Origin of the sequence: Agromyces tardus (assembly GCF_003710805.1) — a bacterium.
Taxonomy (GTDB): domain Bacteria; phylum Actinomycetota; class Actinomycetes; order Actinomycetales; family Microbacteriaceae; genus Agromyces; species Agromyces tardus.
Genome location: NZ_RHHB01000014.1, coordinates 1 through 26,441, shown reverse-complemented (window position 1 = coordinate 26,441; position 26,441 = coordinate 1). Strand labels below are relative to the sequence as shown.

At 71.5% G+C, this 26,441-nt stretch carries 26 protein-coding genes, 1 tRNA gene and 2 pseudogenes; 9 read left to right on the top strand and 20 right to left on the bottom strand.

Features of this window, described 5'->3' with window-relative positions:
- The first annotated feature begins 28 nt into the window (after window positions 1–28).
- Window positions 29–1,573 (top strand): flavin monoamine oxidase family protein, encoded by a 1,545-nt coding sequence (locus EDM22_RS09345; RefSeq protein ID WP_122936787.1) that lies wholly within the window; start codon window positions 29–31, stop codon window positions 1,571–1,573.
- Between the two features lie 58 nt (window positions 1,574–1,631).
- On the opposite strand, the gene EDM22_RS09340 is transcribed toward EDM22_RS09345, so the two are convergent.
- From EDM22_RS09340 to EDM22_RS09325, 4 genes are all read right to left on the bottom strand, one after another.
- A complete protein-coding gene (locus tag EDM22_RS09340) occupies window positions 1,632–2,381 on the bottom strand; it encodes a Pr6Pr family membrane protein (protein WP_122936786.1) in 750 nt (249 codons plus the stop codon).
- Between the two features lie 63 nt (window positions 2,382–2,444).
- On the bottom strand, window positions 2,445–3,251 hold the full coding sequence (locus tag EDM22_RS09335) for an amino acid ABC transporter ATP-binding protein (protein WP_122936785.1): 807 nt from the start codon (window positions 3,249–3,251) through the stop codon (window positions 2,445–2,447).
- On the bottom strand, window positions 3,238–3,903 hold the full coding sequence (locus EDM22_RS09330; RefSeq protein WP_122936784.1) for an amino acid ABC transporter permease: 666 nt from the start codon (window positions 3,901–3,903) through the stop codon (window positions 3,238–3,240). The genes EDM22_RS09335 and EDM22_RS09330 overlap by 14 nt, the downstream gene beginning before the upstream one ends.
- Window positions 3,904–3,905: 2 nt before the next feature.
- Window positions 3,906–4,721: an amino acid ABC transporter substrate-binding protein gene (locus EDM22_RS09325; RefSeq protein ID WP_122936783.1), complete on the bottom strand. Its 816-nt coding sequence runs from the start codon at window positions 4,719–4,721 to the stop codon at window positions 3,906–3,908.
- Between the two features lie 316 nt (window positions 4,722–5,037).
- On the opposite strand from EDM22_RS09325, the gene EDM22_RS09320 reads away from it, so the two are divergent.
- Complete coding sequence (locus EDM22_RS09320) at window positions 5,038–5,364, top strand: hypothetical protein (RefSeq protein WP_122936782.1); 327 nt, start codon at window positions 5,038–5,040, stop codon at window positions 5,362–5,364.
- Window positions 5,365–5,438: 74 nt separating this feature from the next.
- On the opposite strand, the gene EDM22_RS09315 is transcribed toward EDM22_RS09320, so the two are convergent.
- From EDM22_RS09315 to EDM22_RS09305, 3 genes are read right to left on the bottom strand one after another with little or no spacing between them, the layout of a single operon-like run.
- Window positions 5,439–6,938 carry an aldehyde dehydrogenase (NADP(+)) gene (locus EDM22_RS09315; RefSeq protein ID WP_245989294.1) on the bottom strand — a complete coding sequence of 500 codons (1,500 nt, stop codon included), beginning with the start codon at window positions 6,936–6,938 and terminating at the stop codon, window positions 5,439–5,441.
- A gap of 11 nt (window positions 6,939–6,949) precedes the next feature.
- Window positions 6,950–8,158, bottom strand: coding sequence for an acyl-CoA dehydrogenase family protein (locus tag EDM22_RS09310; protein ID WP_122936780.1), 1,209 nt, complete (start codon window positions 8,156–8,158; stop codon window positions 6,950–6,952).
- 14 nt (window positions 8,159–8,172) lie between these two features.
- Window positions 8,173–9,486, bottom strand: coding sequence for a CaiB/BaiF CoA transferase family protein (locus tag EDM22_RS09305; protein ID WP_122936779.1), 1,314 nt, complete (start codon window positions 9,484–9,486; stop codon window positions 8,173–8,175).
- 115 nt (window positions 9,487–9,601) lie between these two features.
- Here EDM22_RS09305 and EDM22_RS09300 point away from each other — a divergent pair, with 115 nt between their 5' ends.
- The 4 genes from EDM22_RS09300 (at window position 9,602) to EDM22_RS09285 (ending at window position 14,394) form a co-directional block, all read left to right on the top strand.
- Window positions 9,602–10,372, top strand: a complete 771-nt coding sequence (locus EDM22_RS09300) for a FadR/GntR family transcriptional regulator (protein WP_122936778.1) — start codon at window positions 9,602–9,604, stop codon at window positions 10,370–10,372.
- Window positions 10,353–11,096 (top strand): PDC sensor domain-containing protein, encoded by a 744-nt coding sequence (locus tag EDM22_RS09295; RefSeq protein WP_138708058.1) that lies wholly within the window; start codon window positions 10,353–10,355, stop codon window positions 11,094–11,096. The genes EDM22_RS09300 and EDM22_RS09295 overlap by 20 nt, the downstream gene beginning before the upstream one ends.
- Window positions 11,097–11,186: 90 nt before the next feature.
- Window positions 11,187–12,551, top strand: coding sequence for an NAD-dependent succinate-semialdehyde dehydrogenase (locus tag EDM22_RS09290; RefSeq protein ID WP_122936776.1), 1,365 nt, complete (start codon window positions 11,187–11,189; stop codon window positions 12,549–12,551).
- Between the two features lie 295 nt (window positions 12,552–12,846).
- Window positions 12,847–14,394 carry an APC family permease gene (locus tag EDM22_RS09285; protein ID WP_170964075.1) on the top strand — a complete coding sequence of 516 codons (1,548 nt, stop codon included), beginning with the start codon at window positions 12,847–12,849 and terminating at the stop codon, window positions 14,392–14,394.
- Here EDM22_RS09285 and EDM22_RS09280 read toward each other — a convergent pair.
- The 4 genes and pseudogenes from EDM22_RS09280 to EDM22_RS09265 form a co-directional block, all read right to left on the bottom strand.
- Window positions 14,391–14,732 carry a hypothetical protein gene (locus tag EDM22_RS09280; RefSeq protein ID WP_245989293.1) on the bottom strand — a complete coding sequence of 114 codons (342 nt, stop codon included), beginning with the start codon at window positions 14,730–14,732 and terminating at the stop codon, window positions 14,391–14,393. The genes EDM22_RS09285 and EDM22_RS09280 overlap by 4 nt on opposite strands.
- 118 nt (window positions 14,733–14,850) lie before the next feature.
- On the bottom strand, window positions 14,851–16,473 hold the full coding sequence (locus EDM22_RS09275; protein WP_122936775.1) for a LuxR family transcriptional regulator: 1,623 nt from the start codon (window positions 16,471–16,473) through the stop codon (window positions 14,851–14,853).
- Window positions 16,470–17,550, bottom strand: a pseudogene (glsA, locus tag EDM22_RS09270) (glutaminase A). Before glsA ends, EDM22_RS09275 begins: the two are co-directional and overlap by 4 nt.
- 158 nt (window positions 17,551–17,708) lie before the next feature.
- A complete protein-coding gene (locus EDM22_RS09265; RefSeq protein ID WP_122936823.1) occupies window positions 17,709–18,065 on the bottom strand; it encodes an iron chaperone in 357 nt (118 codons plus the stop codon).
- 85 nt (window positions 18,066–18,150) lie between these two features.
- On the opposite strand from EDM22_RS09265, the gene EDM22_RS09260 reads away from it, so the two are divergent.
- Both EDM22_RS09260 and EDM22_RS09255 read left to right on the top strand, forming a co-directional pair.
- A complete protein-coding gene (locus EDM22_RS09260) occupies window positions 18,151–18,420 on the top strand; it encodes an acylphosphatase (protein WP_122936774.1) in 270 nt (89 codons plus the stop codon).
- A 129-nt stretch (window positions 18,421–18,549) separates the two neighbouring features.
- Complete coding sequence (locus EDM22_RS09255) at window positions 18,550–18,747, top strand: DUF2188 domain-containing protein (protein WP_122936773.1); 198 nt, start codon at window positions 18,550–18,552, stop codon at window positions 18,745–18,747.
- On the opposite strand, the gene EDM22_RS09250 is transcribed toward EDM22_RS09255, so the two are convergent.
- From EDM22_RS09250 to EDM22_RS09215, 8 genes are all read right to left on the bottom strand, one after another.
- A complete protein-coding gene (locus tag EDM22_RS09250) occupies window positions 18,731–20,035 on the bottom strand; it encodes an alkaline phosphatase PhoX (RefSeq protein ID WP_212591923.1) in 1,305 nt (434 codons plus the stop codon). The genes EDM22_RS09255 and EDM22_RS09250 overlap by 17 nt on opposite strands.
- A gap of 170 nt (window positions 20,036–20,205) precedes the next feature.
- Window positions 20,206–21,441 (bottom strand): alkaline phosphatase PhoX, encoded by a 1,236-nt coding sequence (locus tag EDM22_RS09245; RefSeq protein ID WP_245989292.1) that lies wholly within the window; start codon window positions 21,439–21,441, stop codon window positions 20,206–20,208.
- A gap of 231 nt (window positions 21,442–21,672) precedes the next feature.
- Complete coding sequence (gene rplA / locus EDM22_RS09240; protein ID WP_122936772.1) at window positions 21,673–22,362, bottom strand: 50S ribosomal protein L1; 690 nt, start codon at window positions 22,360–22,362, stop codon at window positions 21,673–21,675.
- Window positions 22,363–22,525: 163 nt separating this feature from the next.
- Window positions 22,526–22,954, bottom strand: coding sequence for a 50S ribosomal protein L11 (rplK, locus tag EDM22_RS09235; RefSeq protein ID WP_055863240.1), 429 nt, complete (start codon window positions 22,952–22,954; stop codon window positions 22,526–22,528).
- Window positions 22,955–23,093: 139 nt separating this feature from the next.
- The gene (nusG, locus tag EDM22_RS09230; RefSeq protein ID WP_122936771.1) at window positions 23,094–24,023 is read right to left on the bottom strand and encodes a transcription termination/antitermination protein NusG; all 930 of its coding nucleotides are present in this window, start codon (window positions 24,021–24,023) and stop codon (window positions 23,094–23,096) included.
- Window positions 24,024–24,085: 62 nt separating this feature from the next.
- The gene (secE, locus tag EDM22_RS09225) at window positions 24,086–24,361 is read right to left on the bottom strand and encodes a preprotein translocase subunit SecE (RefSeq protein ID WP_122936820.1); all 276 of its coding nucleotides are present in this window, start codon (window positions 24,359–24,361) and stop codon (window positions 24,086–24,088) included.
- A 40-nt stretch (window positions 24,362–24,401) separates the two neighbouring features.
- Window positions 24,402–24,474 (bottom strand) — tRNA-Trp (locus EDM22_RS09220).
- Between the two features lie 179 nt (window positions 24,475–24,653).
- Complete coding sequence (locus tag EDM22_RS09215) at window positions 24,654–25,046, bottom strand: hypothetical protein (RefSeq protein WP_122936770.1); 393 nt, start codon at window positions 25,044–25,046, stop codon at window positions 24,654–24,656.
- A 142-nt stretch (window positions 25,047–25,188) separates the two neighbouring features.
- Between EDM22_RS09215 and EDM22_RS09210 the strand changes: the two genes are divergently transcribed.
- Window positions 25,189–25,596 carry a DUF7144 family membrane protein gene (locus EDM22_RS09210; protein ID WP_122936769.1) on the top strand — a complete coding sequence of 136 codons (408 nt, stop codon included), beginning with the start codon at window positions 25,189–25,191 and terminating at the stop codon, window positions 25,594–25,596.
- Between the two features lie 103 nt (window positions 25,597–25,699).
- Here the strand turns inward: EDM22_RS09210 and EDM22_RS19535 are convergent.
- A pseudogene (locus EDM22_RS19535) lies at window positions 25,700–26,441 on the bottom strand (hypothetical protein); the annotation flags it as partial.

Below are 26,441 nucleotides of genomic sequence, written 5' to 3'. Positions count from 1 at the left end.
AGCCGGACGAACGGATAGCCTGAGCAGCATGGACTCACGGGCGGCGTCCGGCGGCGGACTGCCGCGGCGCACCTTCCTCGTCGCCACGCTCTCGGGCGTCGCGGCGACGCTCGCCGGGTGCACCTGGAACGAGCCGCGACCCACCGTGACGCCCTCGAGCGCTCCCGCGACCACGTCGGCCCCGCCGTCCACTCCCCCGCCACCCGGGGTGCCCCAGCCCACGGCGATGCGCCGCTCGCGGTGGGGCGCCGATCCGTTCGTGCGGGGCGCGGTCAGCTACGACGGGGTCGGGAGCGATCACACCCAACGCCAGATCCTCGGCGAGCCGGTGCGCGACCGCCTCGTGATCGCGGGCGAGGCCACCTCCGACGACGCGCCCGGAACGGTGCACGGCGCCTACGGCGAGGGCCTGCGCGCCGCCCGCGTGATCGCCGACCTCGCCGAGCCCGGCGAGCGCATCGCCGTGGTCGGGGCCGGCATCGCCGGGCTCGCCGCGGCGCGCAGCCTCACCGACGCGGGCTTCGAGGTGGTCGTGATCGAGGCGTCCGAGCGGCTCGGCGGGCGCCTGCGCACCGTCGCCGACAACAACTTCCCCGTGCCCGTGGAGCTCGGCAGTCCGTTCGTCTCCGACGGCGCTTCGATGCGCGGCGTGCTCGGCGACGCCTCCGTCACGACCGAGTCGTTCGTCCCCGTGGTCGGCGTGCGCACCGTCGGCGGCGAGTCGCTCGCCGGCGTGCCCCCCACCGGCTGGGACGCGATCCGCGACGCGCAGGCCTGGGCCGTGCAGCAGCCGTCGGACGTCTCGCTCGCGGCCGCGCTCACCCGCTCGGGCATCGCGCCGCTCTCCAGCGAACCGGATGCCTCGGGCGCGAGCCCCGAGGAGTGGCTGGTGCACGCCCTCGCCACCGGCGTCGAACCGGCGACGGGCGCGGCACCGACGCACGTCTCCGCGCTCGAGGTCGACCCCGACCGAGCCTGGGCGCCGACCGCCCGCGTGGTCGACGGCTGGAAGGGGCTGATCCAGCTGCTCTCCGACGGCCTCGACATCGCGGGCGCGAGCGCCGTGACCGACATCGTGCTCAGCGACGACCGGGTGAGCCTGCGCCTCGACACCGGCGAGTCGCTGCGCGCCGACCGCGTCGTGGTCACCGCATCGCTCGGCGTGCTCAAGACCGACACGATCGCGTTCGATCCGCCGCTGCCGCTGCGGCAGCAGCGCGCGATCTCGCTGCTCGGCATGGGCGTGGTCGACCTCGTCTGGCTGCGATTCGACGAGCCGTTCTGGCGCGGTGCGACGGATGCCGCGGTCGCAGCGCCCGCGCCGGCATCCGCGCCGAACGTCCTCACCGTCGTCGGCGAGGCGCCGACGGTCGCCGCCTGGCTCGACCTCGACCCGGCCTCGGCCGGCGCCGATTCGGTGCTCGTCGGCGTCATCGCCGCCGACCAGGCGCTGCGGCTCGAAACGCTCAACGACGCCGACTTCGAGGCGGAGGTGCTCGCGGCGCTCGCGCCGTTCGCGCCGCCCGCCCCGGCGATCCCGACGCCGTCCGCCACTCCGACGCCGACGCCGTAGACGCCGGTGCGAACGCGGGAGCAGCACCGCGACCCGGCCGGAACCGAACGCGACGACGTCAGGCCGTGGCATCCGCTCGGCGCACCGCCCTGCGGGCGAACCCGCGGTGCACGGCCACGAGCACTGCGGTGACCGCCACGAAGATCGCGAGCACGACGGCGCAGTAGCCGATGACGCCCGGGAAGCCGCCCACCTGCGTCTCATCGAGGAAGAAGTAGGGGTACCAGCCCACGTCGGCGCCGCGCAGGAGCGTGTAGACGAGCCAGATCGTCGGGATCACGAGCACCCAGCCGACGGTCGCCCAGGGCACCGGCGGGTTCACGGCGATCACGGCGTCGACCGTCCAGGCGATGAGGGCGAGCGCCGGCACGACGAAGTGCAGGAGCGTGTCCGACCACGGCACGTCGACGCGGTAGTCGACACTCGACGCCTGCGCCACGATGAGGCCGAACACGATGCCCGACACCACGAGGTAGACCGTGACCATCGTGCGGAAGACGCCGAGGAACACCGGGTCCCGTGGGCGCAGGATCGCGTACCAGGCGGCGACGAGCAGCGTGACCACGGCGAGCATGGCCGACAGCACGGTGAAGTAGCTGAAGAAGTTCACCGTCGCGAAGAGGCGGAAGCCGAGCACGTAGGTGAAGTTGCCGATGAGGGCGACCACCTCGGTCGCCGCGATCGCGAGCCGGAACGCCCCGAGGGCCACGCGCCGTGGGTCGCGGGCAGGCTCCGGCACGAGCTCGCTCGCCCGCTCCTCCGCCCGCACCCGCTCGCCGACGGCGGAGCCGGGGGCGCTGGCGGTCATGTGCTCACGGTACGCCGTCGCGGCTGGCGGCCGGCTGGTCGCGAGACGGCGCGCCCGCTCCCGCTAGTCGAGCGGCCGCAGGATGCGGTCGAGGAATCGCCGGGTGCGCTCCTCGCGCGGGTTCGTGAAGATGTCGGCGGGAGCCCCGCGCTCCACGATCACGCCGCCGTCCATGAACAGCACCTCGTCGGCGGCCTGGCGCGCGAAGCTCAGCTCATGCGTGACCACGACCATCGTCCAGCCCTCGTCGGCGAGCTCCTTGATGACGTGCAGCACCTCGCCCACGAGCTCGGGGTCGAGGGCGCTCGTGGGCTCGTCGAAGAGCAGCAGGTCGGGCTTGAGGGCCAGGGCGCGCACGATGCCGACGCGCTGCTGCTGCCCGCCCGAGAGCTCGTGCGGGTACGCGTCGCGCTTCTCGGCCAGCCCCACCCGCTCGAGCAGCGCCTCGGCCTCGGCGACCGCACGCGCCTTCGGCACCCGCTGCACGCGCACCGGGCCCTCGATGACGTTCTCGAGCACCGTCCGGTGCGGGAACAGGTTGTGCTGCTGGAACACCATCGCCGAGCGGTCGCGCATCGCGAGTCGCTGCTTCGGGGGGACGGGCCGCGCGAAGTCGATCGCGGGGCCGCCGTCGAACTCGAGCGTGCCGGCATCCGGCGTCTCGAGGCCGTTGAGCGAGCGCAGCACGGTGGTCTTGCCCGAGCCGCTGGGCCCGATGAGGGTGACGACCTCGCCGCGACGCACCCCGAAGTCGATGCCCTGCAGCACGACGTTGTCGCCGAACGACTTGCGGATGCCGCGTGCCGAGAGCAGCTCGGTCGTCTCGTCGCCGTTCGCGTGCGGCGGTTGCAGCGGGTCAGTGTGCGACATAGCGGTCCAGCCTCTTCTCGATCATGCCCTGCCCGCTCGAGAGCACGAGGCAGAACAGCCAGTAGATGAGCGCCGCCTCGAGGTAGAGCAGCATGAACTCCTGGCTGAACGCGGCGATCTGCTGCGCGACGCGGAACAGCTCGGTCACGAGGATGAGCGACGCGAGCGAGGTGTCCTTCACGAGCGAGATGAAGGTGTTCGAGAGCGGCGGCACCGAGACGCGCGCGGCCTGCGGCAGGATGACGCGGCGCAGGGTCGTGCCCCGCGACATCCCGATCGTGTAGCCGGCCTCCCACTGGCCCTTGGGCACCGAGAGGATCGCGGCGCGGATGATCTCGGCCCCGTAGCCACCGACGTTGAGCGAGAACGCGATGATCGCGCTCGGCCACGGGTCGATCACGAGGCCGAGCGACGGCAGTCCGTAGAAGATCACGAAGAGCTGCACGAGCAGCGGCGTTCCCCGGATCACCGACACGTAGAACCGGGCGATGCCCGACACGACGCGATTGCCCGACAGCCGCATGAGCGCGATGCCGAGGGCGATCACGAGCCCGATCGCGAACGACGCGAGCGCGAGCGGGATCGTGCCGGTGAGTCCGCCCAAGACGATGGGCCAGAACGACTCGAGGAACAGCTGCCAGCCCTCGGACATGGCTACTCCGAGACGTCCTCGCCGAAGTACTTCTCGCCGATCTTCGCGATCGTGCCGTCGGCCTGCAGCTCGGCGAGCGCCGCGTCGACCGCCGCGACGAGCGACTCCTTGTCCTTCGTGAACGCGAGCGCGCTGAGCGACGGGTCGTCGGTCTCGGCCGCGACCTCGAGGCCCGAGGCCCCGTTGGTGTTCACGTAGTCGAGGAAGGTGAGCTTGTCGTTGATCGTCGCGTCGACACGGCCCTGCTCGAGCAGCGCGACGGCCTGCGCCCAGCCCTCGACGGCCTCGACGTTCGCGCCCGACTCCTGGGCGAGCTCGTACCAGTTGCTCGTGAGCGACTGCGCGGTGGTCTTGCCCGCGAGGTCGTCGAACGACGAGATCGAGGAGTCGCCCTGCTTCACGACGATGACGCCGGGCGAGACGGTGTAGGGCTGGCTGAAGAGGTACTGCTTCTCGCGCTCCGGGTTGATCGACACCTGGTTCGCGATCACGTCGAAGCGGCCGGCGTCGAGACCCGCGAAGATCGCGTCCCACTGGGTCTCCTGGAACTCGATGTCGAGCCCGAGCTCGTCGGCCACCGCCTCGGCGATCTCCACGTCGTAGCCGACGAGGTCGCCCGATCCGTCCTCGTGGTAGCTGAAGGGACGGTAGGTGCCCTCGGTGGCGACGGTGAGGGTGCCCGCGGTCACGAGCCCGTACTCGTCGCCCGCGGCATCCGTGCTGCCTGCCGACCCGGAGGTGCCCGACGAGCAGGCGGCGAGGGCGATGACGGCGGCGGATGCGGCGGCGAGGCCGAGCAGGGTGCGGGTGCGAGGCATGGATGGTGCTCCGTTTCGGATGTCGGTGACATCGGTCGTGCGATGTCGGCGGATGTGCCGTGGCTTCGGTCCGTCGCCCGGCGGGGACGAGTCCATCACGCCGACGGCCACGGGGTGAAACCGGATGACGCCCTGTTTCCATTCCCCGATCCGTGGATTTCGCACCCGCTCCGCCAGCATTCCCTCCGCGGCATACACGTTCGGATGGCGCGAGCGCAACCCTCGACGCGGAATCCACCGCGTCGCTAGGCTGAGCGCGGTCGAGGGAGTCCTCTCCCCCGTCGCGGTGCCCCCCACACCAACCGAAGGAATCCACGTGATCACTTTCAGCCTGCTCGTCATCTTCGGCATCATCGGCGGCGTCCTCGCGCTCGTCGACGGAATCTGGCGCCTTCGCGCACGCGGCGGCAGCACGATCGTCGGCGTCATCGAGATCATCGTCGCCGCGCTGTTCATCCTGTCGTTCTTCGTGCCCGTCCCCTGGGGCTCGGTGGTGCTCGGCGTCGCCACCCTCATCGCACTGGTCGTCGCCCTGTTCGCCGGCGGTCGCACCGGTCGCGGGCTCACGATCGCCGCGATCGTGGTGATCGCCATCTGGCTGGTCCTCGTGAACCACTGGGTGATCATCCCCGGCATCAACTGACCCGGGCTCCGGTCGAGCGAGAGGCCGGCGCCGCGCTCGCGCGTGGCGCCGGCCTTCGACGTTCCCGGGTCGACTCAGCGGGCGGCGACGAGCACGCCGTCCTCACGGCGTGGCACGCCGAGCGGGTTGCCGTCGGCGAGCTCGGGCGGCAGCACGGCCGCGGGCGCGTCCTGGTAGGCGATCGGGGTGAGCCAGCGGCGGATGGCGGTCGCCCCGACCGACGTGTGCACCGAGGCCGTCGTCGCGGGCCATGATCCGCCGTGGTGCTGCGCCCACGCGATGGCGACGCCCGTGGGCCAGCCGTTGAAGACGAGGCGGCCCGAGATGCGGCCGAGCGCCTCTGCGAGCGGCCCGACGTCCTCGCCCGGCGCGTGCTGGATCGACGCGGTGAGCGAGCCCTCGAGCACGCGGAGCGCGTCCGCGAGCTCGTCGTCGCCGTCGTAGCGCACGAGCACGGTCAGCGGGCCGAAGTGCTCCTCGAGGAAGGCCTCGTGTGCGTGCGCGAACGCGACGGCCGAGGTGGCGATCACGACGGGCGCCGCGGCATCCGTCGCCTCGCCGCGGAAGACCACCTCGACGTCGTCGCGCTCGGCGATGGCTCCGGCCCCTCGGTCGAAGGCCGCCGCGATGCCCTCGGTGAGCAGCCGCTGCGGTGCCGCGCCGGCGAGCGAGCCGGCGAGCGCGTCCTCGAAGCCGGCCCCGGCAGGCACGAGCACGAGCCCCGGCTTGGTGCAGTACTGACCGCCGTCGCGCGTGAACGAGCCGGCGAGGCCCGCGGCGATGCCGTCGACGTCGGCGGTTGCGGCTGCCCGGGTGACCACCACGGGGTTGATGGAGCCGAGCTCCCCGTAGAACGGGATGGGTGCCGGGCGCGCCGCGGCGAGGTCGAACAGCGCACGTCCGCCGCGCGTGGACCCGGTGAAGCCCACCGCGGTCACGAGCGGATCCGTCACGAGCGCCACGCCCGCGTCGAGCCCTTCGACGAGGGTCACGGCCGACTCCGGTCCGCCCGCCGCCGCGAGTGCGTCGCGCGCGACCTCGACCGTGCGCCGCGAGAGCCGCGGATGCCCCGGGTGCGCCTTCGCGACCACCGGGCACCCCGCGGCGAGCGCGGAGGCGGTGTCGTTGCCGAGCACCGAGAAGGCGAACGGGAAGTTCGAGGCCCCGAACACGCCCACGACGCCGAGCGGCCGCAGCATGCGCCGCAGGTCGGGCCGGGGCGGCACGAGCGAGCGGTCGGGCGAGTCGAGCGTCGCCTCGAGGTACGAGCCCTCGCGCACCACGCCGGCGAAGAAGCGCAGCTGGGTCGCGGTACGGCCGACCTCGCCGTTCAGGCGCGCCTCCGACAGATGGGTCTCCTCGCGGGCGATCGCCATGAGCTCGTCGCGGGCGGCCTCGAGGGCGTCGGCGATCGCGGTGAGCCAGCGGGCGCGGTCGTCGCGCGACGCACGGTCGAGTCCGGATGCCGCAGCGTCCCGCACGGCGCGGTCGACGTCGGTCGCGGCATCCGTCACCGACGCGGCCGTCGGCTCGGCGGCGGCATCCGCCCGCTGACCCGTCCTGGATTCGCTCACGGCCGTTCCCCTCAGAACGCGTTGAGCCCGGTGAGGGCCCGGCCGAGGATGAGCTGGTGGATCTCGTCGGTGCCCTCGTAGGTGCGCACCGCCTCGAGGTTCGCGGCGTGCCGCATGACGGGCCACGCGTCGGTGATGCCGTCGCCCGCGAGGATCGCGCGCGCCTCGTGCGCGATCTGCAGCGCCTCGCGCACACTGTTGAGCTTGCCCACCGAGATCTGCGCGGGCGTGAGCGCGCCGCGCTCCTTGAGGCGGCCGAGGTGCAGGGCGAGCAGCACGCCCTTCTCGACCTCGAGGAACATGTCGGCGAGCTTCGCCTGGATGAGCTGGTTCGCGCCGATCGGCTTGCCGAAGACCTCGCGGGTCACCGAGCGCTCGAGCGCCGCCTCGAGGCACGAGCGGGCGGCGCCCATCGCGCCCCACACGATGCCGTAGCGCGCCTCGTTGAGGCAGCCGAAGGGCCCAGAGAGTCCGGATGCCCCGGGCAGGATCGCGTCGGCGTCGAGCCGCACGCCCTCGAACGTGATGTCGCACTGCACCGACGCGCGCATCGCGAGCTTGCCGTCGATGGGGGTGGCGGTGAAGCCCGGGGTGGAGGTGGGAACGAGGAAGCCGCGGATCGCGTGGGCGCCCTGCCCGTACGCGCCCGACGGGTCCTCGACGCGCGCCCACACGACGGCGACGTCGGCGAGCGAGGCGAGGCCGATCCAGCGCTTCGCGCCGTCGAGCACCCAGCCGTCGCCGTCGCGGCGCGCGACCGTGGTCATGGCGGCGGGATCGCTGCCGCCCTGCGGCTCGGTGAGGGCGAAGCATCCGATGAGCTCGCCCGTCGCCATGCCCGGCAGCCAGCGCTGCTTCTGCTCCTCGGAGCCGTACTTGTGGATCGAGCTCATCGCGAGCGACCCCTGCACCGACACGAAGGTGCGCCAGCCCGAGTCGGCGGCCTCGAGCTCGAGGCACACGAGGCCGTAGCTCACGGCGCTCGCGCCCGCGCAGCCGTAGCCCGCGAGGTGCATGCCGAGGAAGCCGAGCTCGCCGGCCTCGCGCACGAGCTCCTTCCGGAAGTGCTTGTCCTCGAAGTCCTGCTCGATCACCGGGAGGATGCGCTCCTGCGCGAAGCGGCGCGCGCGGTCGCGCCACTCGCGCTCCTCGTCGCTGAGGAGGGCGTCGAGGTCGAACACCGCGTCGATGCGGGGTGCGGTGACGGTCGGTGCGGTCATGGTGGTCCTTTCGGTCATGCTCGTGGGAGCCAGTCGGCGCCGTCGTGCTCGCCCAGGGCGGGCGGCGCGGCGCGGTAGCGGGGTCGGGACGCGGACAGCCCGATCGGGTTCGCGATCGAGCGATGCACGTGTGCGGGTCGAGGAGCGGCGCCCTGTGCGGGTCGAGGAGCGAGCGCAGCGAGCGTCTCGAGACCCCCCGCCCCCGCGTCATCCCCCGCCGCGATCTCGGCCACCGGCTCGAGTCCGAGCCCCTCGGCGAACGCGATCGCCTCGGCCACGTCGTTCACGAGCCCCGCGGGCACCCCGGCGCGCGCCAGGGCGTCGACCCAGTGCGCCGCGGATGCCGCGGCGAGCGCCGCCTCGATGGCCGCCCGAAGCTCGGCGCGATGCGCGACCCGGTCGGTGTTGGAGGCGAAGCGCGGGTCGTCGGCGAGCCCGACCCGCCGGTCGAGTAGGCCCGCCAGGGCCGTATCGAGACCCTCCGTGGTCTCGATACGCTCGCTCCGCGCACTACTCGACCGACGGGGGGCGCCCAGCACCTCGGCGAGCGCCCGGAACTGCTTGTCGTTGCCCACGGCGATCACGAGCGGGCGGTCGGCGGCGTGGAACACCGCGTACGGCGCGATGCTCGGATGCTCGTTGCCGAGCCGGCGGGGCGGCACGCCCGTGGCGAGCGTCGACGAGGCCTGGTTGGTGAGCGCCGAGAGCAGGCTCTGCAGCAGGTTGACCTCGACGAGCTGGCCCTGCCCCGTGCGCTCGCGCTCGCGCAGCGCGAGCAGGATGCCGGCGACGGCGTTCTGGCCGGTGAGCACGTCGACGAGTGCCACCCCGACCTTGCTCGGCTCGCCGTCGGGCTCCCCCGTGATGCTCATGAGCCCCCCGACGGCCTGCACGAGCAGGTCGTACCCGGCGAGCGAGGCGCCCTCGCCCGTGCCGAACCCCGTGATCGAGCAGTACACGACACCGGGGTTCCCGGCGCGCACGTGGGCGTAGTCGAGCTCGAAGCGGTCCATGACGCCGGGGCGGAAGTTCTCGATGACGACGTCGGCGGATGTCGCGAGCCGGCGCGCCTCGGCGAGCCCCGCGGCATCCGCGAGGTCGAGCACGACCGACCGCTTGTTGCGGTTGACGCTGCCGAAGTACGTGGAGCGGCCGGCCTCGTCGACAGGCGGGAGCCACTGGCGCGTGTCGTCGCCCGCGGGCGATTCGACCTTGATCACGTCGGCGCCGAAATCGGCGAGCATCATGGTGGCGTAGGGCCCGGCGAGCACGCGGGAGAAGTCGGCGACGCGCACGCCCGAGAGCGGTCCGCCGAGTGGCTCCTGCATCGCATCCGCCTTCGCATGGGAGCGACCGTCGTCGGTCGCGTGGAATTCCTCCCATACTGAATGATTTTTTCGCGAACCGCCACTCGGGCCCCATTCGAGGGGCTAGCCTGATCGCATGGAGTCGAGGGTGGGGCCGGGCGCGCGCGAGGCCGTGTTCGCCCAGCTGGCCGACACCGGGCGGGCCGAGCAGGTCGCGCAGCGCCTCACCGACGGCATCGTGCTCGGCGTGCTGCACCCCGGCGAGCGGCTCCCCAGCGAGCCCGAGCTCGCCCGCCGATTCGGCGTGGCGCTCATCACCGTGCGCGAGGGCCTCGGCATCCTGCGCGAGGCCGGCCTCGTCGAGACCCGCCGTGGCCGAGACGGCGGCAGCTTCGTGGTGGCGGATGACGCGGAGCACCGCTCGCTCATCACCTCGCGCCTGCGCGCGCTCGCCCAGGTCGAGCTCAGCGACATGGCCGTGTACTTCGGCGCGATCCTCGCGGCCGTCGCCGAACGCGCGGCGGAGCGTGCCGCCGAGGGCGACGGCGAGCGCCTCGGCGCGTGGCTCGCCGCAGCCGACTTCGGCACCGCGGCATCCGCTCGCACCAACCAGGGCGGGTTCTTCCTCGAGCTCGCCGTGCTCAGCCAGTCGGCGCGGCTCGTGCGCGAGCAGATCCGGCTGCAGGCCGAGTTCGGCCCGCTGCTGCTGCTCGGCCTCGATGACGAGCGGGCGCGCACCACGATCATCGCCAGCGACCGAGCGATCGTGCGCGCCGTCACGGCGCACCGGCCGGCGAAGGCGCGGGATGCCGCGGGCGGGCTCGTGCGCGGTCTGTCCGAGCACCTCCTCGCCGCCAAGTCGCGCGTCGAGCGGGGAGGTGCACTCGATGAGCCGATCAGTGCCTGAGGTCGCCGCCGCCGTGAGCGCGGTGTTCACGAGCGTGTTCGACCAGCTCGCCGCATGGCGCACCCCCATCGAGCAGGTGATCGCGTCCTCGGCGGAGGTGCGCCCCGCCGACCTCGACGCAACGGTCGCCGAGCTCGTGCTGCCGCGCATCGTCGAGCCCGACCCCCTGCTCGTGGGCGCGGGCTTCATCGCCGACGGCGAGATCGTGCGGGGGCGCGACGTGCACTTCGCGTGGTGGCTCGGCCCGCTCGAGGCGAACCCCGTGCTCGGCTCGACGACGGAGCCCACGCGCCTCGACCTCACGACGCGCGGCTACACCGAGTACCTGCGCGACTTCCGCGCCCTCGAGTGGTACGCCATCCCCGCGACGACCCGGCACGCGCACGTCACGGGGCCCTACGTCGACCACCTCTGCACGTGCGACTACATCCTGACGCTCACGATGCCGGTGCACGCGCGCGGCGCGGGCGACGACGGCGACGCCCGTATGGTCGGGGTCGTCGGGGCGGATGTCGCGGTGCGCCGCCTCGAGCGCGAGCTCCTCGCCGCGTTCCTCGACGTGCCCGAGCCGCTCGCGCTCGTGAACGAGGCCGGACGCGTCGTGCTGTCGACCGAGCCGACGCTGCAGGTCGGGCAGCTCGCGGCCGGGTGGGCCCACGCCGAGCCGTGCCCCGGCACGCCGTTCCGCGTGCTCGTGGAGCCTGCGGCATCCGTGTCGAAATAAATCATCCGATGCTATATCTTTGAACGACGAGCGTATGCACCGAGGCAGACGAGGCTCTGGCGCGTGTGCACCCCGAGAAGGAGAAACCCCATGAGCTATGCCGTCACCAACCCTGCGACCGGTGAGGTCCTGAAGACGTACCCGACCATCTCCGACGCCGAGCTCGAGGCGGCCATCGCCTCGGCCGCCGAGGCGCACCGCACGTGGTCGAAGTCCACCACCGTCGAGGAGCGCGCCGCGCTCATCCGCCGCGTGGGCGAGCTGCACGTCGAGCGCCGCCAGGAGCTCGCCGAGATCATCGTGCGCGAGATGGGCAAGCCCATCGAGCAGGCGCTCGCCGAGGCCGACTTCGCGGGCGACATCTACGCGTACTACGCCGACCACTCGGCCGACTTCCTCAAGGACGAGCCGGTGCAGCTGCTGGCGGGCGAGGGCTCGGCGGTCATCCGCCGCAGCTCGCTCGGCGTGCTGCTCGGCGTCATGCCGTGGAACTTCCCGTACTACCAGGTGGCCCGCTTCGCCGGTCCGAACCTGATCATCGGCAACACGATCCTGCTCAAGCACGCCGAGCAGTGCCCCGAGTCGGCCGCGGCGATCGCGCAGATCTTCCACGATGCCGGCTTCCCCGAGGGCGCCTACGTGAACATCTACGCGTCGCACGAGCAGATCGAGACCGTCATCGCCGACCCGCGCGTGCAGGGCGTCTCGCTCACGGGCTCCGAGCGCGCCGGCGCCGCGGTCGCCGAGATCGCGGGACGCCACCTCAAGAAGGTCGTGCTCGAGCTCGGCGGCTCCGACCCCTTCATCCTGCTCTCGACCGACGACCTCGACACGGCCGTGCAGAACGCGGTCGACGCACGCCTCGACAACAGCGGCCAGTCGTGCAACGCGGCCAAGCGCTTCATCGTGATCGACGAGCTCTACGAGCCCTTCCTCGAGAAGTTCACCGCGAAGATCGCCGAGGTCGAGGCCACCGACCCGACCTCGTCGGACTCGGCGCTCGGCCCGCTCTCGTCGCTCCGCGCGGCCGAAGGGCTCGAGGAGCAGGTCAAGCGCGCGGTCGAGCACGGCGCCAAGCTCGTGCACGGCGGCACCCGTGACGGCGCGTTCTTCCAGACCACGGTGCTGACGGATGTCGCGTCAGACAACCCCGCGTCGAAGGAGGAGTTCTTCGGCCCGGTGGCCCAGGTCTACCGCGCGTCCGACGAGTCGGACGCCGTGCGCATCGCCAACGACATCCCGTTCGGCCTCGGCTCGTACGTCTACACGACCGACGCCGAGCAGGCCGACCGCGTCGCGAACGCGATCGAGGCCGGCATGGTGTTCGTGAACGTCGTGCTGGCGGATGGCGCGGAGCTGCCCTTCGGCGGCATCAAGCGCTCCGGTTCGGGCCGCGAGCTCGGCCGCTTCGGCGCCGACGAGTTCGTCAACAAGAAGATGATCCGCATCGGCTGACGCACCCCGCCGGTCGAGTAGCACGAAGCGCGTATCGAGACCCGAGACCCGCCGTCGCGGTCTCGATACGCTGCGCTACTCGACCGGCGTCTTCCCGACCGCACCGTCGCCGGTCGAGTAGCGCGCAGCGCGTATCGAGACCCCCATCCACGGTCTCGATACGCTGCGCTACTCGACCGGCGTTTCTCGTGCGCGGCGCCCCCGCAAAATAATCATCTGGTGCTATAGCTATAGCGCCCGAAGGTATGGCAAGCTGACGCAATCGACTGGCGTCCGGGGGTGGCGGACGCGATCAATGACGATCCGAAAGGTCACGATGTCCGAACCCGCCAAGCCCGCCGATCTCGGCGACGGCGAGCACCTCCAGGTCCTCGGTTACGAGGATTCCTTCAACCGTTCCATGAGCCTCTGGGCGAACTTCGCCCTCGGCTTCACCTACCTCTCCCCGCTCGTCGGCGTGTACTCCCTCTTCGCGCTCGCGCTGACCGTGGGCGGCCCGCCCTCGATCTGGTGGATCGTCATCGTGGGCGCCGGGCAGCTGCTCGTGTCCCTCGTGTTCGGCGAGGTCGTGTCGCAGTACCCGATCCACGGCGGCATCTACCCGTGGGCCCGCCGCCTGTGGGGTCGCCGCTACGCGTGGATGGCCGCCTGGGTCTACATCTGGGCCATGATCGTCACGATCACCGCCGTCGCCGAGTACGGCTCCGGCTTCGCCGCGAGCCTCTTCGGCATCGAGCACACGGCGGACTCCACGCTGTGGATCACGCTCGGGCTCCTGCTCATCGCCCTGCTGATCAACCTGTCGGGCACCAAGTGGCTGGGCCGCGTGGCCCGCATCGGCCTCGCCGCCGAGCTCATCGGCGTCATCGGCCTCGGCCTCTACCTGCTGATCTTCCAGCGCAAGCAGGACTTCGGCATCTTCTTCGACACGATGGGCGTCGAGGGCGACGGCAGCTACATCACGGCGTTCATGGGCGCGGCGCTCGCCGGCCTGTTCCTGTTCTACGGCTTCGAGGCGTGCGGCGACGTCGCCGAGGAGGTCGAGAACCCGGCCCGCCGCATCCCCAAGGCGATGGTGCTCACCATCCTCGTGGGCGGCGTCTCGGCGCTGTTCTCGTTCGGCGGCTACGTGCTCGCGGCCCCCGACCTGCAGGCCATCGTCTCCGGCGAGGACGCCGACCCGATCCCCGCGATCCTCGAGTCGACGCTCGGGCCGGTGGGCGCGAAGCTCTTCCTCATCGTGGCGATCACGGCGTTCCTCTCCTGCGTGCTCAGCCTGCAGGCTGCGGCGAGCCGCCTGCTGTTCTCCTTCGCCCGCGACGGCATGCTCCCCGGACACCGCTGGCTGTCGAAGGTGACCGAGGGCAGCAAGGTACCGGCGAACGCCCTCATCGTGGCCTGCACCGTTCCCGCGCTCATCGCGGTGCTCGTGTGGCTCAACGCCGACCTGCTCTACCCGGTCACGGCGTTCGCGGTGCTCGGCATCTACGTCGCATTCCAGATGGTGGTGCTCGCGTCGCTGCGCCAGCGCTTCCGCGGCTGGAAGCCGGCGGGTCCCTTCTCGCTGGGCCGATGGGGCATGGTCGTGAACCTCGCGGCACTCGCCTACGGCGTGTTCGCGATGATCCTCCTCGCGACTCCCGGCACCTCGGGCGACCCCGTCACCGACTGGATCGTGCTGATCGGCCTCGGGATCGTGCTCGGCACCGGGCTCGTGTACCTCTTCGTGGCGCGACCCGACCGCCTCTCCGACGCACCTGCCGGCGACGCGATCGACGTGGCCGAGCGCCTGCGTTCGCACCCCTCGCGCACCGCGGCGGCCGAACCGGTCAAGAACAACTAGCGGTCGCGCACGCGCAGACGCCCATCCGGCACCGCACGGTGCTCGGGTGGGCGTCTGCGTTCGGTCGTCCTCGATGCGGCCATGCGGCGCTGGGCAAGGCACAGCACGAGCAGGATCGCGCACGAGACGAGGTAGAACGTGTGCAGCACCCAGATCGGGCCGACCGGGAGGCTGAAGACGTACAGCGAGTACACCGCGTTGGCGGCGTTGATCATCACGACGCTCGACAGGCTGTACGACGAGACGTCCCGCGTGCGCAGCGCCTTGCGCAGCATCGGCAGGTTGCTGACCGCGAACACCACGGTCGAGACCGTGCCGGCGATCAGTGGGATGTCCATGCCCAAACGGTAGGCGCGGCATCCGCTCGCCGCGTCGACCGAAGCGTCCATCTTCGCCGTGCGAGGCGTATGGGTCATTCTGTGCAGTCCGTGGACGCAGCGGGGTCGACGACCGCGTTCAGACGAGACCGTTCTCGTACGCGTAGGCGGTCGCCGCAGCCCGCGTCGAGAGCCCGAGCTTGCCGAAGATGTTGCTGAGGTGCCGGGCCACGGTCTTCTCGCTGAGCGAGAGCCGCTCGCCGATGGCCCGATTGGTGAGCCCCGTCGACACCAGTCGCAGCACCTCGACCTCGCGAGCCGTGAGCACCCCGGCGCGACGGTCGCCCATCACCTCTGCGAGCTCCGCCAGGGCGGGATCCGCGCCGAGCGCGAGGAACACCTCGCGTGCGGCCCGGAACTCGGCGAGTGCGGCATCGCGATCACCGAGTTCCATCAGTGCGCGTCCTGCGGAGGCCCTGCTCCGAGCTCGTTCGTATGGAGCGTCGAGCGCCTGCCACGCGTGCGCTGCGGTGCGCGCTGCGTCGAGCGCCGCCGCGGCGTCGCCGGAGGCGAGCAGCATCCGTGCCTCGGCGGCAGCGACCGTCGCGGCGAGCATCGGAGTGGGAGCACCGAGCTCGGCCGCGCGGAGCTCCTCGACGCCACGGCGGGCGGCGTCGAGATCACCGGCGGCGACCTCGATCTCCACGATCGCGGGCAGCAGGTACCGACGGGTGAACGGGTCGGCGCCGGCGGCGCTGCGTCGGATCTCGTCCTGCGCGCGTCGCGTCCTCCCGACGGCGAGCTGCAGCAGGGACAGCCCCGGTTCCGGCTCCCACCCGGATTCACCGGCCCGACGGTACGACTCCTCGGCGGAGTGGAAGGCCCCGCGCAATCGCGCGAGCTCGGCGAGCTGGTAGGGCGCGCCGTAGACGGCCCGGTAGTCGCCCGCGCGGAAGCGCGACAGCGCGAGCTCCGCAGCGGTCGACGCCTCCGCCCACGCGCCGCGCAGCAGCATCAGCCCGGCCTCGAGCGCGTGGCGCTGGCCGCTGAACGTGATGAGCTCGGGCTGATCGCGGCACCACCGATCGAGCACGCTCGTCCATTCGGTGGCACGTTCCAGGTCGAACGCCATGATCGCATCGGAGATCACCGCGCACGAGATGACGCCCGTCGGGACGGGCGCGACCTCGCCGGCCGCGACCGAGGCCATGGCGCGGTCGAAGCACGCGAACCCCTGGGGAATCGCGTCGACCTCGATCAGCGACTTCCCGAGGCCCAGCATCGCGAGGGCGACGAGTTCGCCGTCCTCGTGGCGCTCGGCGATCGCGAGGACTTCCTCGAACCGATGCCGCGCCTCGCCCGGATCCCCACTGCCCATCTGCCCGACCGCCGGCGCCAGCCGCACGAATCCGGCCAGCGCGCCCGGCTCCGGCATCGCGTTGACGAGCCGCATTCCCCGTGCCGCCCAGACGACGCTTCGCGTGAAGTCCCCGAGTTCGATGAGGTCGAGCGCGAGCCAGCCCGCCGAGCGCGCGGCGCCCGCGGTGTTCCCATCCGCGAGGTGACGCTCGTATGCGCGCGACAGCGCGTCGACCGCGGCTTGGGGCTCGCCGCGCAGGAGCGCCGCGGTCGCGAGCAGTTCGAGGTCGGATGCCGCGAGCCCCTCGGTCGCCTCGACCCCGGCGAGTCGCTCGTAGGCGTCGGCCCAGCGCCGATCCGCCGCGGCCGCACGCCCCGCGTCGAGCGAGGTGGAGGGGTTCATGGCGCGCCCGCCGGGCGGTTCACGACGAGCACCGCCAGGCCCGCGGCATCCGCCACCTGCACCATCGCCCGCAGCAGCCGCTCGGCGACCGGGGCGACGCGCGTCACCGCCTCGAGGTCGAGGCGCAGCGTCGTGGCGCCCGTGAACTCGACCAGGCGGCGGGCGTCGTGCACGACCTGTTCCATCGCGACGAAGTCGAGCTCGCCTCGGAGGGCCATCGTGACCTCGGCCTCGGCCTCGCCGACGGTGATGTCGCCCATCGGCGACGGCGGCGCGGCGGTGTGGTCGAACATGTGCAGGCCCGACCGCTCCGAGAGGAGCTCGAGCAGCGCCACGCCGCGGCTGCTGTTGCCCGCGGCGTCGAGGGGCGGGCTGAACACGCCGACGCCGAACTCGCCGGGCTTCACCGCGACGATGCCGCCGCCGACGCCCGACTTCGCCGGCATCCCGACCCGGAACACCCACGCGCCCGACCGGTCGTACATGCCGCACGTCGCCATGAGCGACAGGGTGTCGCGCGCGACCCGCGCGTCGACCACCTGTTCGCGCGTGAGCGGATGCACCCCGTTGTTCGCGAGCGTCGCGCCCATGAGCGCGAGGTCGGTCGCGCTCACGAGCAGGGAGCACTGCCGGAAGTACGGATCGGTCGCGTCGTCGACGTCGTCGGTGCCGAGCACCCCCGCCGCGAGAGTGAGCCCCGCCAGGGCCCGGTTGCGGTGCCCCGTGGTCGCCTCCGACCGGTACACGTCGTCGTCGAGGTCGAGCTCGCGGCCGGCGAACCGCGAGAGCACGTCGCGCACCCGCGCGTACCGCTCGTCGGCGTCGGCCGCGGGGATGAGCGAGGTCGTCACGATGGCGCCCGATGAGCGGGTTCGCCGGGCGCCCCGAATCGTCGAGGCTGATCGCGTTGAACGGCTCGCCGCTCGGCTCCACGCCGACGTGCCGCAGCACCTCGTCGGGGCCGAGCTCGGTGAGTGCGAGCGCGTAGACGAACGGCTTCGAGATCGACTGGATCGTGAAGAGCGCCGCCCGGTCGCCGGCGCCGTAGACCCGGCCGAGCACGCTCGCCATCGACACTCCGAAGGCGCCGGGGTCGGCGAGCGCGAGCTCCGGGATGTAGTCGGCGACGGCGCCGTCGCCCACGCTCGCGGCGACCTCGTGCAGCGCCTCGGCGAGCGCGTCGTCGACGACACGGCCGAGACCGGGCGTGTCGGTGTCGTACCGCCGGTCGTCGCTCACCGGTCGGATGCCGCGTCGATCTCGTCGCGGCGCAGCGCCACGATGCGGTCGACGAGCCCGTCGGGCAGCGGGTGGTCGGCCGTGAAGCGGATCGTGCCCTTCGAGAACGAGTAGCCCCCGAGCTCGTCGGACACCGCAGCGACCACGGCGGGGCTGAAGGGGTAGAGCCCGATGTGCCCCTTCGCCTGCATGACCGAGAGCAATGGCCGCTCGCGATAGCGCAGCGCCGGCATCCCGTAGCTCACGCCCTCGACGGCGTCGGGCACGAGCGTGAGCGCCGCGCGGTGCACCTCCGCCATCGCGGAGCGGTCGGGCTCGTCGAGACCCGCGATGTAGTCCGTCATCTCCCCCATGGGCGCCATGCTACGCGCGGGCGGCGCGCCGCGGCATCCGTGCGCGGGGGCCCTCGAGGTCCTACCCTCGAGGTGAGGGGGTCTCATGATCCGGACGCATGTGACGGTGCACGGCCTCGTGCAGGCCGTCGGCTTCCGCTACTACGCGCGGGCCGAGGCGCAGCGCCTCGGCGTCTCGGGCTGGATCCGCAACCGCGTCGACGGAGCGGTGGAGGCCGAGATCGAGGGCGACGAGGCCGCCGTCGACGCGATGCTCGGCTGGCTCGACGAGGGGCCGCCGGGCGCGAACGTCACCTCGATCAGCACGACCGAGGTGCCGCCCACGGGCGAGCGCGGCTTCCACGTCACGGGTTGAGCGGATGCCGCGACGCGGCGTCCACCCGATCGCCGGCGTCCGCCGACGCCTTCCCGCGGGCGGCGCGAACTGGTTGACTCGTGGCACCGCGCGCGCGTCCCCGCGCACGCGGTGGAGGGAGGACCGGCCATGCACGACGGAGACGTCGAGACGCTCTCGAAGCGGGGCCAGTGGGTCAACCGCGTGATCGGCGGCGAGGAGCTCTCGCAGAGCTTCCGGTCGAGGGAGGAGGCGATCGACGCGGGCAGGGAGCTCGCGGCGGTGCTCGGCTCCGAGCACTTCATCGTCGAGAGCGAGGAGACCGGCGTCATCACCGACGAGGGGTGATCGCCCAGATCCCGTCGGCCAACGGCTTGTCGGGGTGCTGCACGGACACGTAGACGACCATCGGGTCCGTACCGAAGGTGATGCCGGTGCTCTCGGCGCCCTGGTCGACGAGCGAGCCGAAGAGATCGACCCGGTCGGCGCGCCCGTCGCCGTCGCGGTCGGGGGCCGCTCGGTAGATGTCCGAGAACGCGTTGTCCTCGACGATCCAGAGTGCGCCGTCGGGTCCCTCCGCGAGGTTGTCGGGGAACCGCAGTCCCGTCACGACCCCCTCCTCCTCCACCGGCACGTTGACGCCGGCCTCCACGAAGCCCGAGACGGTGCGCTCGGCGAGGTCGATCGCGATCACGCGATCCTCGGAGGTGTTCGCGACGTAGAGCGTCTCGCCGATGATCTCCACGTCCTCGGGGCGACCGAACTCGGTGGCCGCGACCGAGTTCGCGGCGGCATCCGCGTCGGACGCGACCGCGGCCCGGTCGAGCGCCACCCACTCGAACGCGCCGACCTTCCGGTCGATGGCGTCCGGGTCCCAGGCCTGCGCGGCGTCGTCCAGCGCGGTGAGCCGGAGGGCGGAGAGGGTGCCGGCGGAGAGGTCACCGGGCACGTCGGGCACGAAGCGGAAGATGGACCCGCCGTCGCGCTCGTCGACCACGTAGACGGCGCCGTCGGCGCCCACGTCGATGCCCTCGTGGCGCAGGGCGCCGACCTGCGGACGCTCGCGCACGTCGACGATGGTCGAGGGGTCGCCGTCGGCGAGGACAGCCTCGTAGACGTGGCCGCCGGGCGTCTCCTCGTCGAACAGGAGGGTGCCCCACGGCGTCCAGCGGATGCCGTCGAGATGCCGCCAGTCGAAGCCCCAGTCGGCACCGTCGGCGATGACCTTCGATGCCCCGGTACGCAGGTCGGTCGCACCGAGCACGGAGTGGGTGGCCACCTCGTAGGTGTTGTAGAGGTAGCGGCCCGCGTCGACTCCCGACTCGTTCAGCGCGTTCATGTCGTGGAGGTCGGGCGCGCCCGGGTACACGTCGAGCGTGGTCTCGTCGGAGACCAGAGTCTGGATGTATCCGTCGGGCAGGAGGTAGGGCACGTCCCAGTCCTGGGATTCCTGCTCGTAGGCCGACGCGGCAAGGGGCTCGAAGCCGGGTGCCGACACGGCCCGCGGCGGAGCCGTGGTCGCGGCGGTGGGGTCCTCTCGCCCCATGAACGCGCGGACGCCGGCCGCGCCGACGACGGTGATGACGCCGACCGCTGCCGCGGAGACCACGAGGGCGACGAAGGTGCGCCTGCGCATGAGCACGCCTCCCGTCGGATGCCGCGGCGTGGGCCACCCGCCGGTCGACGGTCGGCTCCCCCTCACAGTCTCCACCCGGTGAGGTCGCTGCCTCGGGACGAGGGGCCCACCGGCGAACCGGCGGGCCCCTCTCGGTCTCGAGTCGCGCCCGCGGCGCTCCTCGACCCGTACTACTTGCTGATCGCCCAGATGCCGTCGGCCAGCGGCTTGTCGGGGTGCTGCACCGAGACGAACATCACCTTCGGGTCCTGGCCGAAATAGATGCCCGTGGTCTCGGCGCCCTCGTCCTTCAGCGATCCGAAGAGCTCGACGGAGTCGGCGGCGCCGTCCCTGTCGAGGTCCTTGCTCGCGCGGTAGATGTCGGAGAAATCGTTGTCCTCCACGATCCAGAGCGCGCCGTCGGGGCCCTCGGCGAGGTTGTCCGGGTTGTTGAAGCCCGTCGTCACGTTCTTCACCTCGACGGGAACGTTGACGCCCGCTTGCACGAAGGTCGCGACCGTCTGCTTGGCGAGGTCGATCGCGATGACGCGGTCCTCGGAGGTGTTCGCCACGTAGAGCGTGCGGCCGATGATCTCGACGTCCTCCGGGCGGCCGAACTCGGTGGCGTGCACGGCGTTGGCCGCGGCATCCGCGTCGACCGAGACCGCCGACTGGTCGAGCGCGACCCACTCGAACGCGCCGACCTTCTGGCCGAAGGTCGACGAGTTCCACAGCTGCTCGGCGTCGCCGAGCCCGGTCAGCTTGAGGGCGTAGAGCTGCCCGGCCGAGAGGTCGCCGCGCACCGTCGGCACGAAGCGGTAGATCGACCCGCCGTTGAGCTCGTCGATCACGTAGACCGAGCCGTCGGCGCCCACGTCGATGCCCTCGTGGCGCAGGATGCCGATCTCCGAGCGCTCCTCGACGTCGACGATCGTCGTCGGGTCGTTCTTCGCGAAGAACGCCTCGTAGACGTGGCCGCCGGCGGTCTCCTCGTCGAAGAGGAGGGTGCCCCACGGCGTCCAGCGGATGCCGTCGAGACGGTTCCATTCGAACCCGAAGTCGGCGTCGCGCGCGATGACCTCGGCCTCGCCGGTCTGCAGGTCGGTCACGGCCAGGGCGCCGTTCGAGCCGACCTCGTACGTGTTGTAGAGGTAGCGGCCCGCCTGGTAGCCGGTCTCGTTCTGCGTGTTCATGTCGTGGAGGTCGGCGGTGCCGGGGTAGACGTCGAGCACCGACTCGTCCTTCACGAGGGTCTGGGTGTAGCCCTCGGGCACGAGGTAGGGCTCGTCCCAGTCGGCGGATGCCTGGCCGTAGGCCGAGCCCGCGATCGGCTCGAAATCGATCGGGCCGGTCGCGGCGTGGGCCGCGGTGCCGAGGCCCAGCAGCGCGGTGGCGCCGACGGCGCCGGCGATGATCTGCGTACGCACGGAGAACTCCTTCGAATCGCGTGTTGCGTGGTCGACTCGAACGCTACGAGCGGCGGGAGGTGGTCTGCTTGCCCGCAGGTGTGCGGGCGGTGACGTGGGCGTGAACTCCCGCTCCCGGCGCGCGGGAGTGGCCGGCACTTCACCGCGGGCATGACGAAGGGGCCCGCCGGCGAACCGGCGGGCCCCTTCGTGGTCTCGAGTCGCGCCGTCGGCGCGCCTCGACCAGCGGTACTAGATGGCGTTGACGTCCAGCGGGATGCCGGGGCCGAACGTGGTCGACACGGCGCCCTTCTGGATGTAGCGGCCCTTGGCGCTCGACGGCTTGAGACGCACGACCTCTTCGAGGGCGGCCTTGGCGTTCTCCTCGAGCTGGTCCTGCGTGAACGAGGCCTTGCCGACGACGAAGTGCACGTTGGCGTGCTTGTCTACGCGGAACTCGATCTTGCCGCCCTTGATCTCCGAGACGGCCTTCGCGACGTCGGGGGTCACGGTGCCGGTCTTCGGGTTCGGCATGAGGCCGCGGGGGCCGAGCACCTTGCCGAGGCGGCCGACCTGGCCCATGAGCTCGGGGGTCGAGACCGCCGAGTCGAACGCGGTGTAGCCGCCGGCGACCTTCTCGATGAGCTCGGCGCCGCCGACCTCGTCGGCGCCCGCTGCGATCGCGGCCTCGGCCGCGGGGCCGGTCGCGAACACGATGACGCGGGCGGTCTTGCCGGTGCCGTGCGGGAGGATGACGGTGCCGCGCACCATCTGGTCCGCCTTGCGGGGGTCGACGCCGAGCTTCAGCGCGACCTCGACGGTCGAGTCGAACTTCGCCGATCCGGTCTCCCTGGCGAGGGCGACGGCCTCGCTCGGGGTGTAGTACTTGCCGGCCTCGATCTTCTCGGCCGCGGCCCGGTAGGCCTTGGACTTCTGTGCCATGTTGGTTCTCCTTGCGAGAGTGTGGTCATCGCGCCTGGCGGGCGCTGCCACGAATGAGAGTTCTGTGGTGAGCGGATGCCGCGGCATCCGCTCGGAGCCTCGATCCGGCAGGTCTCGATACGCGCTTCGCGCTCCTCGACCGACGGAAGTGGACCCGAGGCGATTACTCGACCGTGATGCCCATCGAACGGGCGGTGCCCGCGATGATCTTCGAGGCGGCGTCGAGGTCGTTCGCGTTGAGGTCGACCATCTTCGCCTCGGCGATCTCGCGCACCTGCGCCTGGGTCAGCTTGCCGACCTTGGTGGTGTGCGGGACGCCCGAGCCCTTGGCGACGCCGGCGGCCTTCTTGATGAGCTCCGCGGCGGGCGGGGTCTTCAGGATGAAGGTGAACGAGCGGTCCTCGTAGACGGTGATCTCGACGGGGATCACGTTGCCGCGCTGCGACTCCGTCTGCGCGTTGTACGCCTTGCAGAACTCCATGATGTTGACGCCGTGCTGACCCAGCGCCGGACCGATGGGCGGTGCGGGGTTGGCGGCGCCGGCCTTGATCTGAAGCTTGATCAGACCCGTGACCTTCTTCTTCGGTGCCATGATTTCTCTCTTTCTGTTCGAACGCCCCGTGCCGGGGCACTCTCCCGCATACCCGGCGGTTCCGGGAGGCGGTGGTCTGTGCTGACGCAGCACAACCCTCCGATGGTACCGGAGGGTTGCTGCGCCCTGTCTGGGAGGTCTAGAGCTTGGTGACCTGGTCGAAGCTGAGCTCGACCGGGGTCTCGCGCTCGAAGAGCGAGACGAGCACGGTGAGCTTGCCGCTCTCGGGCTTGATCTCGCTGATCGTGCCGGGCAGGCCCGCGAACGAGCCGTCCTTGATCGTGATGGTCTCGCCGATCTCGAAGTCGACCTCGGCGGGGATCTGGCGGGCGGCACCGGTGGCGGCGCCGGCCTTCGCGCCCTTGGCGGGAGCGACGTCCTTGATCTCGACGAGGCTCTTCAGCATGCCGAAGGCCTCCTCGAAGCGGAGGGGGGTCGGGTTGTGCGCGTTGCCGACGAAGCCGGTGACACCCGGAGTGTGGCGGATGACCGACCAGCTCTCCTCGTTGAGGTCCATGCGCACGAGCACGTAGCCGGGGATGCGCACGCGGGTGACCATCTTGCGCTGGCCGTTCTTGATCTCGACGACGTCTTCCATCGGAACCTCGACCTGGAAGATGTAGTCGGCCATGGCCATCGACTCACGGCGCTGCTCGATGTTCGCCTTCACGCGGCGCTCGAAGCCCGCATAGGAGTGGATGACGTACCACTTGCCGGGGAGGAACCGGAGCTCGCTGCGGAACGACTCGTAGGGGTCGTGCTCCGCCTCCTCCTCCTCCTCGGTCACGGCCTCGAGGGCCGCGTCGGCCTCCTCGACGGAGTCGATCTCGAGGGCGTCGTCGACGATCGCGTCGGCCTCGGGGTCGCTCGCCTCGGCGATGGCGTCGAGGACGGCATCGAGGTCGATGTCGTTGCCCTCGTCGTCGACGACGTGCATGGCGCCGTGCTCGGCGGGAGCCGACGACAGCTCGTCGTGCTCGAGCGCGTTGCCCTCCTGCGCCTCGTCCTCCTCGGACGACAGCTCTGCAGCGGTCGCCCAGTCGGCGTCGTCACGTTCGATCTTCGACACTTCTCAATCCTTCTCTTCTGCCGCGCCGATTCGTCGCGGCGGGTATCGGGACGATGGCCCGATCAGACCCCCGGCTGTCCGAACACCCAGATCGCCAGCGTTGCGAACAACTGGTCGAGGGTCCAGACGATGGCCATCATGATGATCACGAAGACCAGCACCACGCCCGTGAAGCTGAACAGCTCCTTGCGCGTCGGAGTGACGACCTTCTTCAGCTCGGCGATGACCTGCCGGATGAACAGGGCGATCCGAGCGAAGGGGTTCCGACGCGCAGCGCTGTCGCGCCTCGCGTTGGCGACGACGTCCTCGCTGGGTTCGTCGAGTACTTTCCGAGCCACCTCGTACACCTTTCATGGGCCGGCATTCGCTGCCGGCTCGCAGGGCGGACAGGACTCGAACCTGCAACCTGCGGTTTTGGAGACCGCTGCTCTACCAATTGAGCCACCGCCCTATGGAACCCGGCGAACCGTGTTCCACGGGGTCGAAGCCCGCCCCCTGCGCGCTCCGTTCAGGCGTTCAGACCCGAAAACAGGCGCAGGGAATCTTGGCTGACTTCAACAACCTCACCAAGTGTATGCGACGCCGGAGGGTGAGCCAAACCCGGGCGGATGCGGCATCCGCCCGACGGTCTCAGCGACCGAGGAGCCGGCGTACCGTCGCCTCGGGGTCGGCCGACTGCAGCACCGTCGTGCCCATGCGCAGCATGATCACCTGGTGCTCGACGTTGAGGTTCGTGCCGTGCGACTCGCGTGCCGCGATGCCCGCGCGCTCCCAGATGAGCACGCACTCCAGCCCGAGCTGCAGGAGCGTCGAGCCGGGCGGCGTGCCGTACATCCGCATCGACGGCAGCTGGATGCCGGCGAGCGCCGCGAGGTCCTCCTCGAGCGAGCCGACTCCCCGACGCGGCAGCACCTCGGCGTAGCGGGGCGCGAAGACCTGCCGGAAGAGCATCGTTGCCAGCTCGATCGGGTCCGCGTTCCACAGCCCCTCGATCCCCGAGTACGGCGGCACGGGATCGGTCATGACGCCAGTGTCGCCGACCGGTGCGGCATCCGGGCGGGACCAATGGCCCGCGCACCCGCTCGGCGGCGGCGATAGCTTGACGCACAGCACCACCGCCGGCGCGAGGGGCGCCCGGCGCAGCATCGAGCGAAAGAGTGTTGACATGAGTGACACGCAGGTCACCGGTTGGGTCGGGTGGGGCTGGTTCGCCGGCATCCTGCTGATCATCGCCGGCGCGATCGACCTCATCTACGGGTTCATCGCGATCTTCCAGCCCGGCAGCTCCTACTTCGTCGTCACCGACAGCCAGCTGGTCGTCTTCGACGTCCAGGGCTGGGGATGGTGGCACGTCATCTTCGGCGCCGTGCTGATCCTCGTCGGCATCGCGCTGTTCAGCGGCGCGACGTGGGCACGGGTCGTCGCGATCGTGCTGGCGGCCTTCAACGGCCTCAGCCAGCTCATGGTGCTCCCGCTGCAGCCGTGGTGGTCGATCATCGTGATCACGCTCGACATCCTCGTGATCTACGCCCTCACGGTGCACGGCAGGGAACTCAAGGCCGCCAGGGTCTGACGACCGAGTCGCCACGCGAGACCGCGGCATCCGCCCACCCCACGATGGACGGATGCCGCCTCGCTGCGCGCCCGACGGCTGCCCCGGCGAGCGCAGCGGTCGCTCAGGTCGTCGCGACCGCGCGTCGGCGCCGCCCGGGCAGCGCGAGCAGCATCCCGACGACGACCAGCACGGCGCCCGCGGCCGCGGCGACCCACGCCGTGTCGACGGGGATGTCGAGGTACACGGTGATGCCGAGGATCCGCGAGAGTCCCCACGGCAGCAGGCCCATCTCGTCGTTCCACGCCGTGAGTGCCGCCTCGACTCCGATCGCACCGATGAGCGCACCGAACACCGCGAGCACCGCCCCGACCGCTGCGACGACCCCGCCCAGCGCCCGTCGCGCGCCGAGCTCGATCGCGAGGGCCCAGGCGCCCGCCACGATCACCCAGCCGAACGCCGCGAACGCGATCGTGATGTAGGCCGAGCGCGCGAGCGGGTTCGTCCAGAAGTCGAACCAGTATCCGCCCGGGCCGGTGGGCGCGAGCACGACGAGCAGCAGGGCGACCCGGAGGCTCGCGGCTCCGCCGAGCGCGGCGAGCACCGGCCACGCGGATCGCCTCCGCAGCACGAGCAGCAGCACGAGCACGAACACGAGCCAGGCGCCGAGCGTGACCACGAGGTGCGAGGGCGCGAGGAACCAGGTCTGGATGCCGCGGCTCGCGGCGATCAGCACCGCGGGCACGCCGACCACGAGCACCTGTTCGGCGCGTGGGAGCCCGGCGACGACCTCCGCGGCGCGCCACGGCCGGGTGCCCGCCACCCAGAGCGCGCGGGCGGCCCGGGCGCCGGGCCAGCGGGCGCGC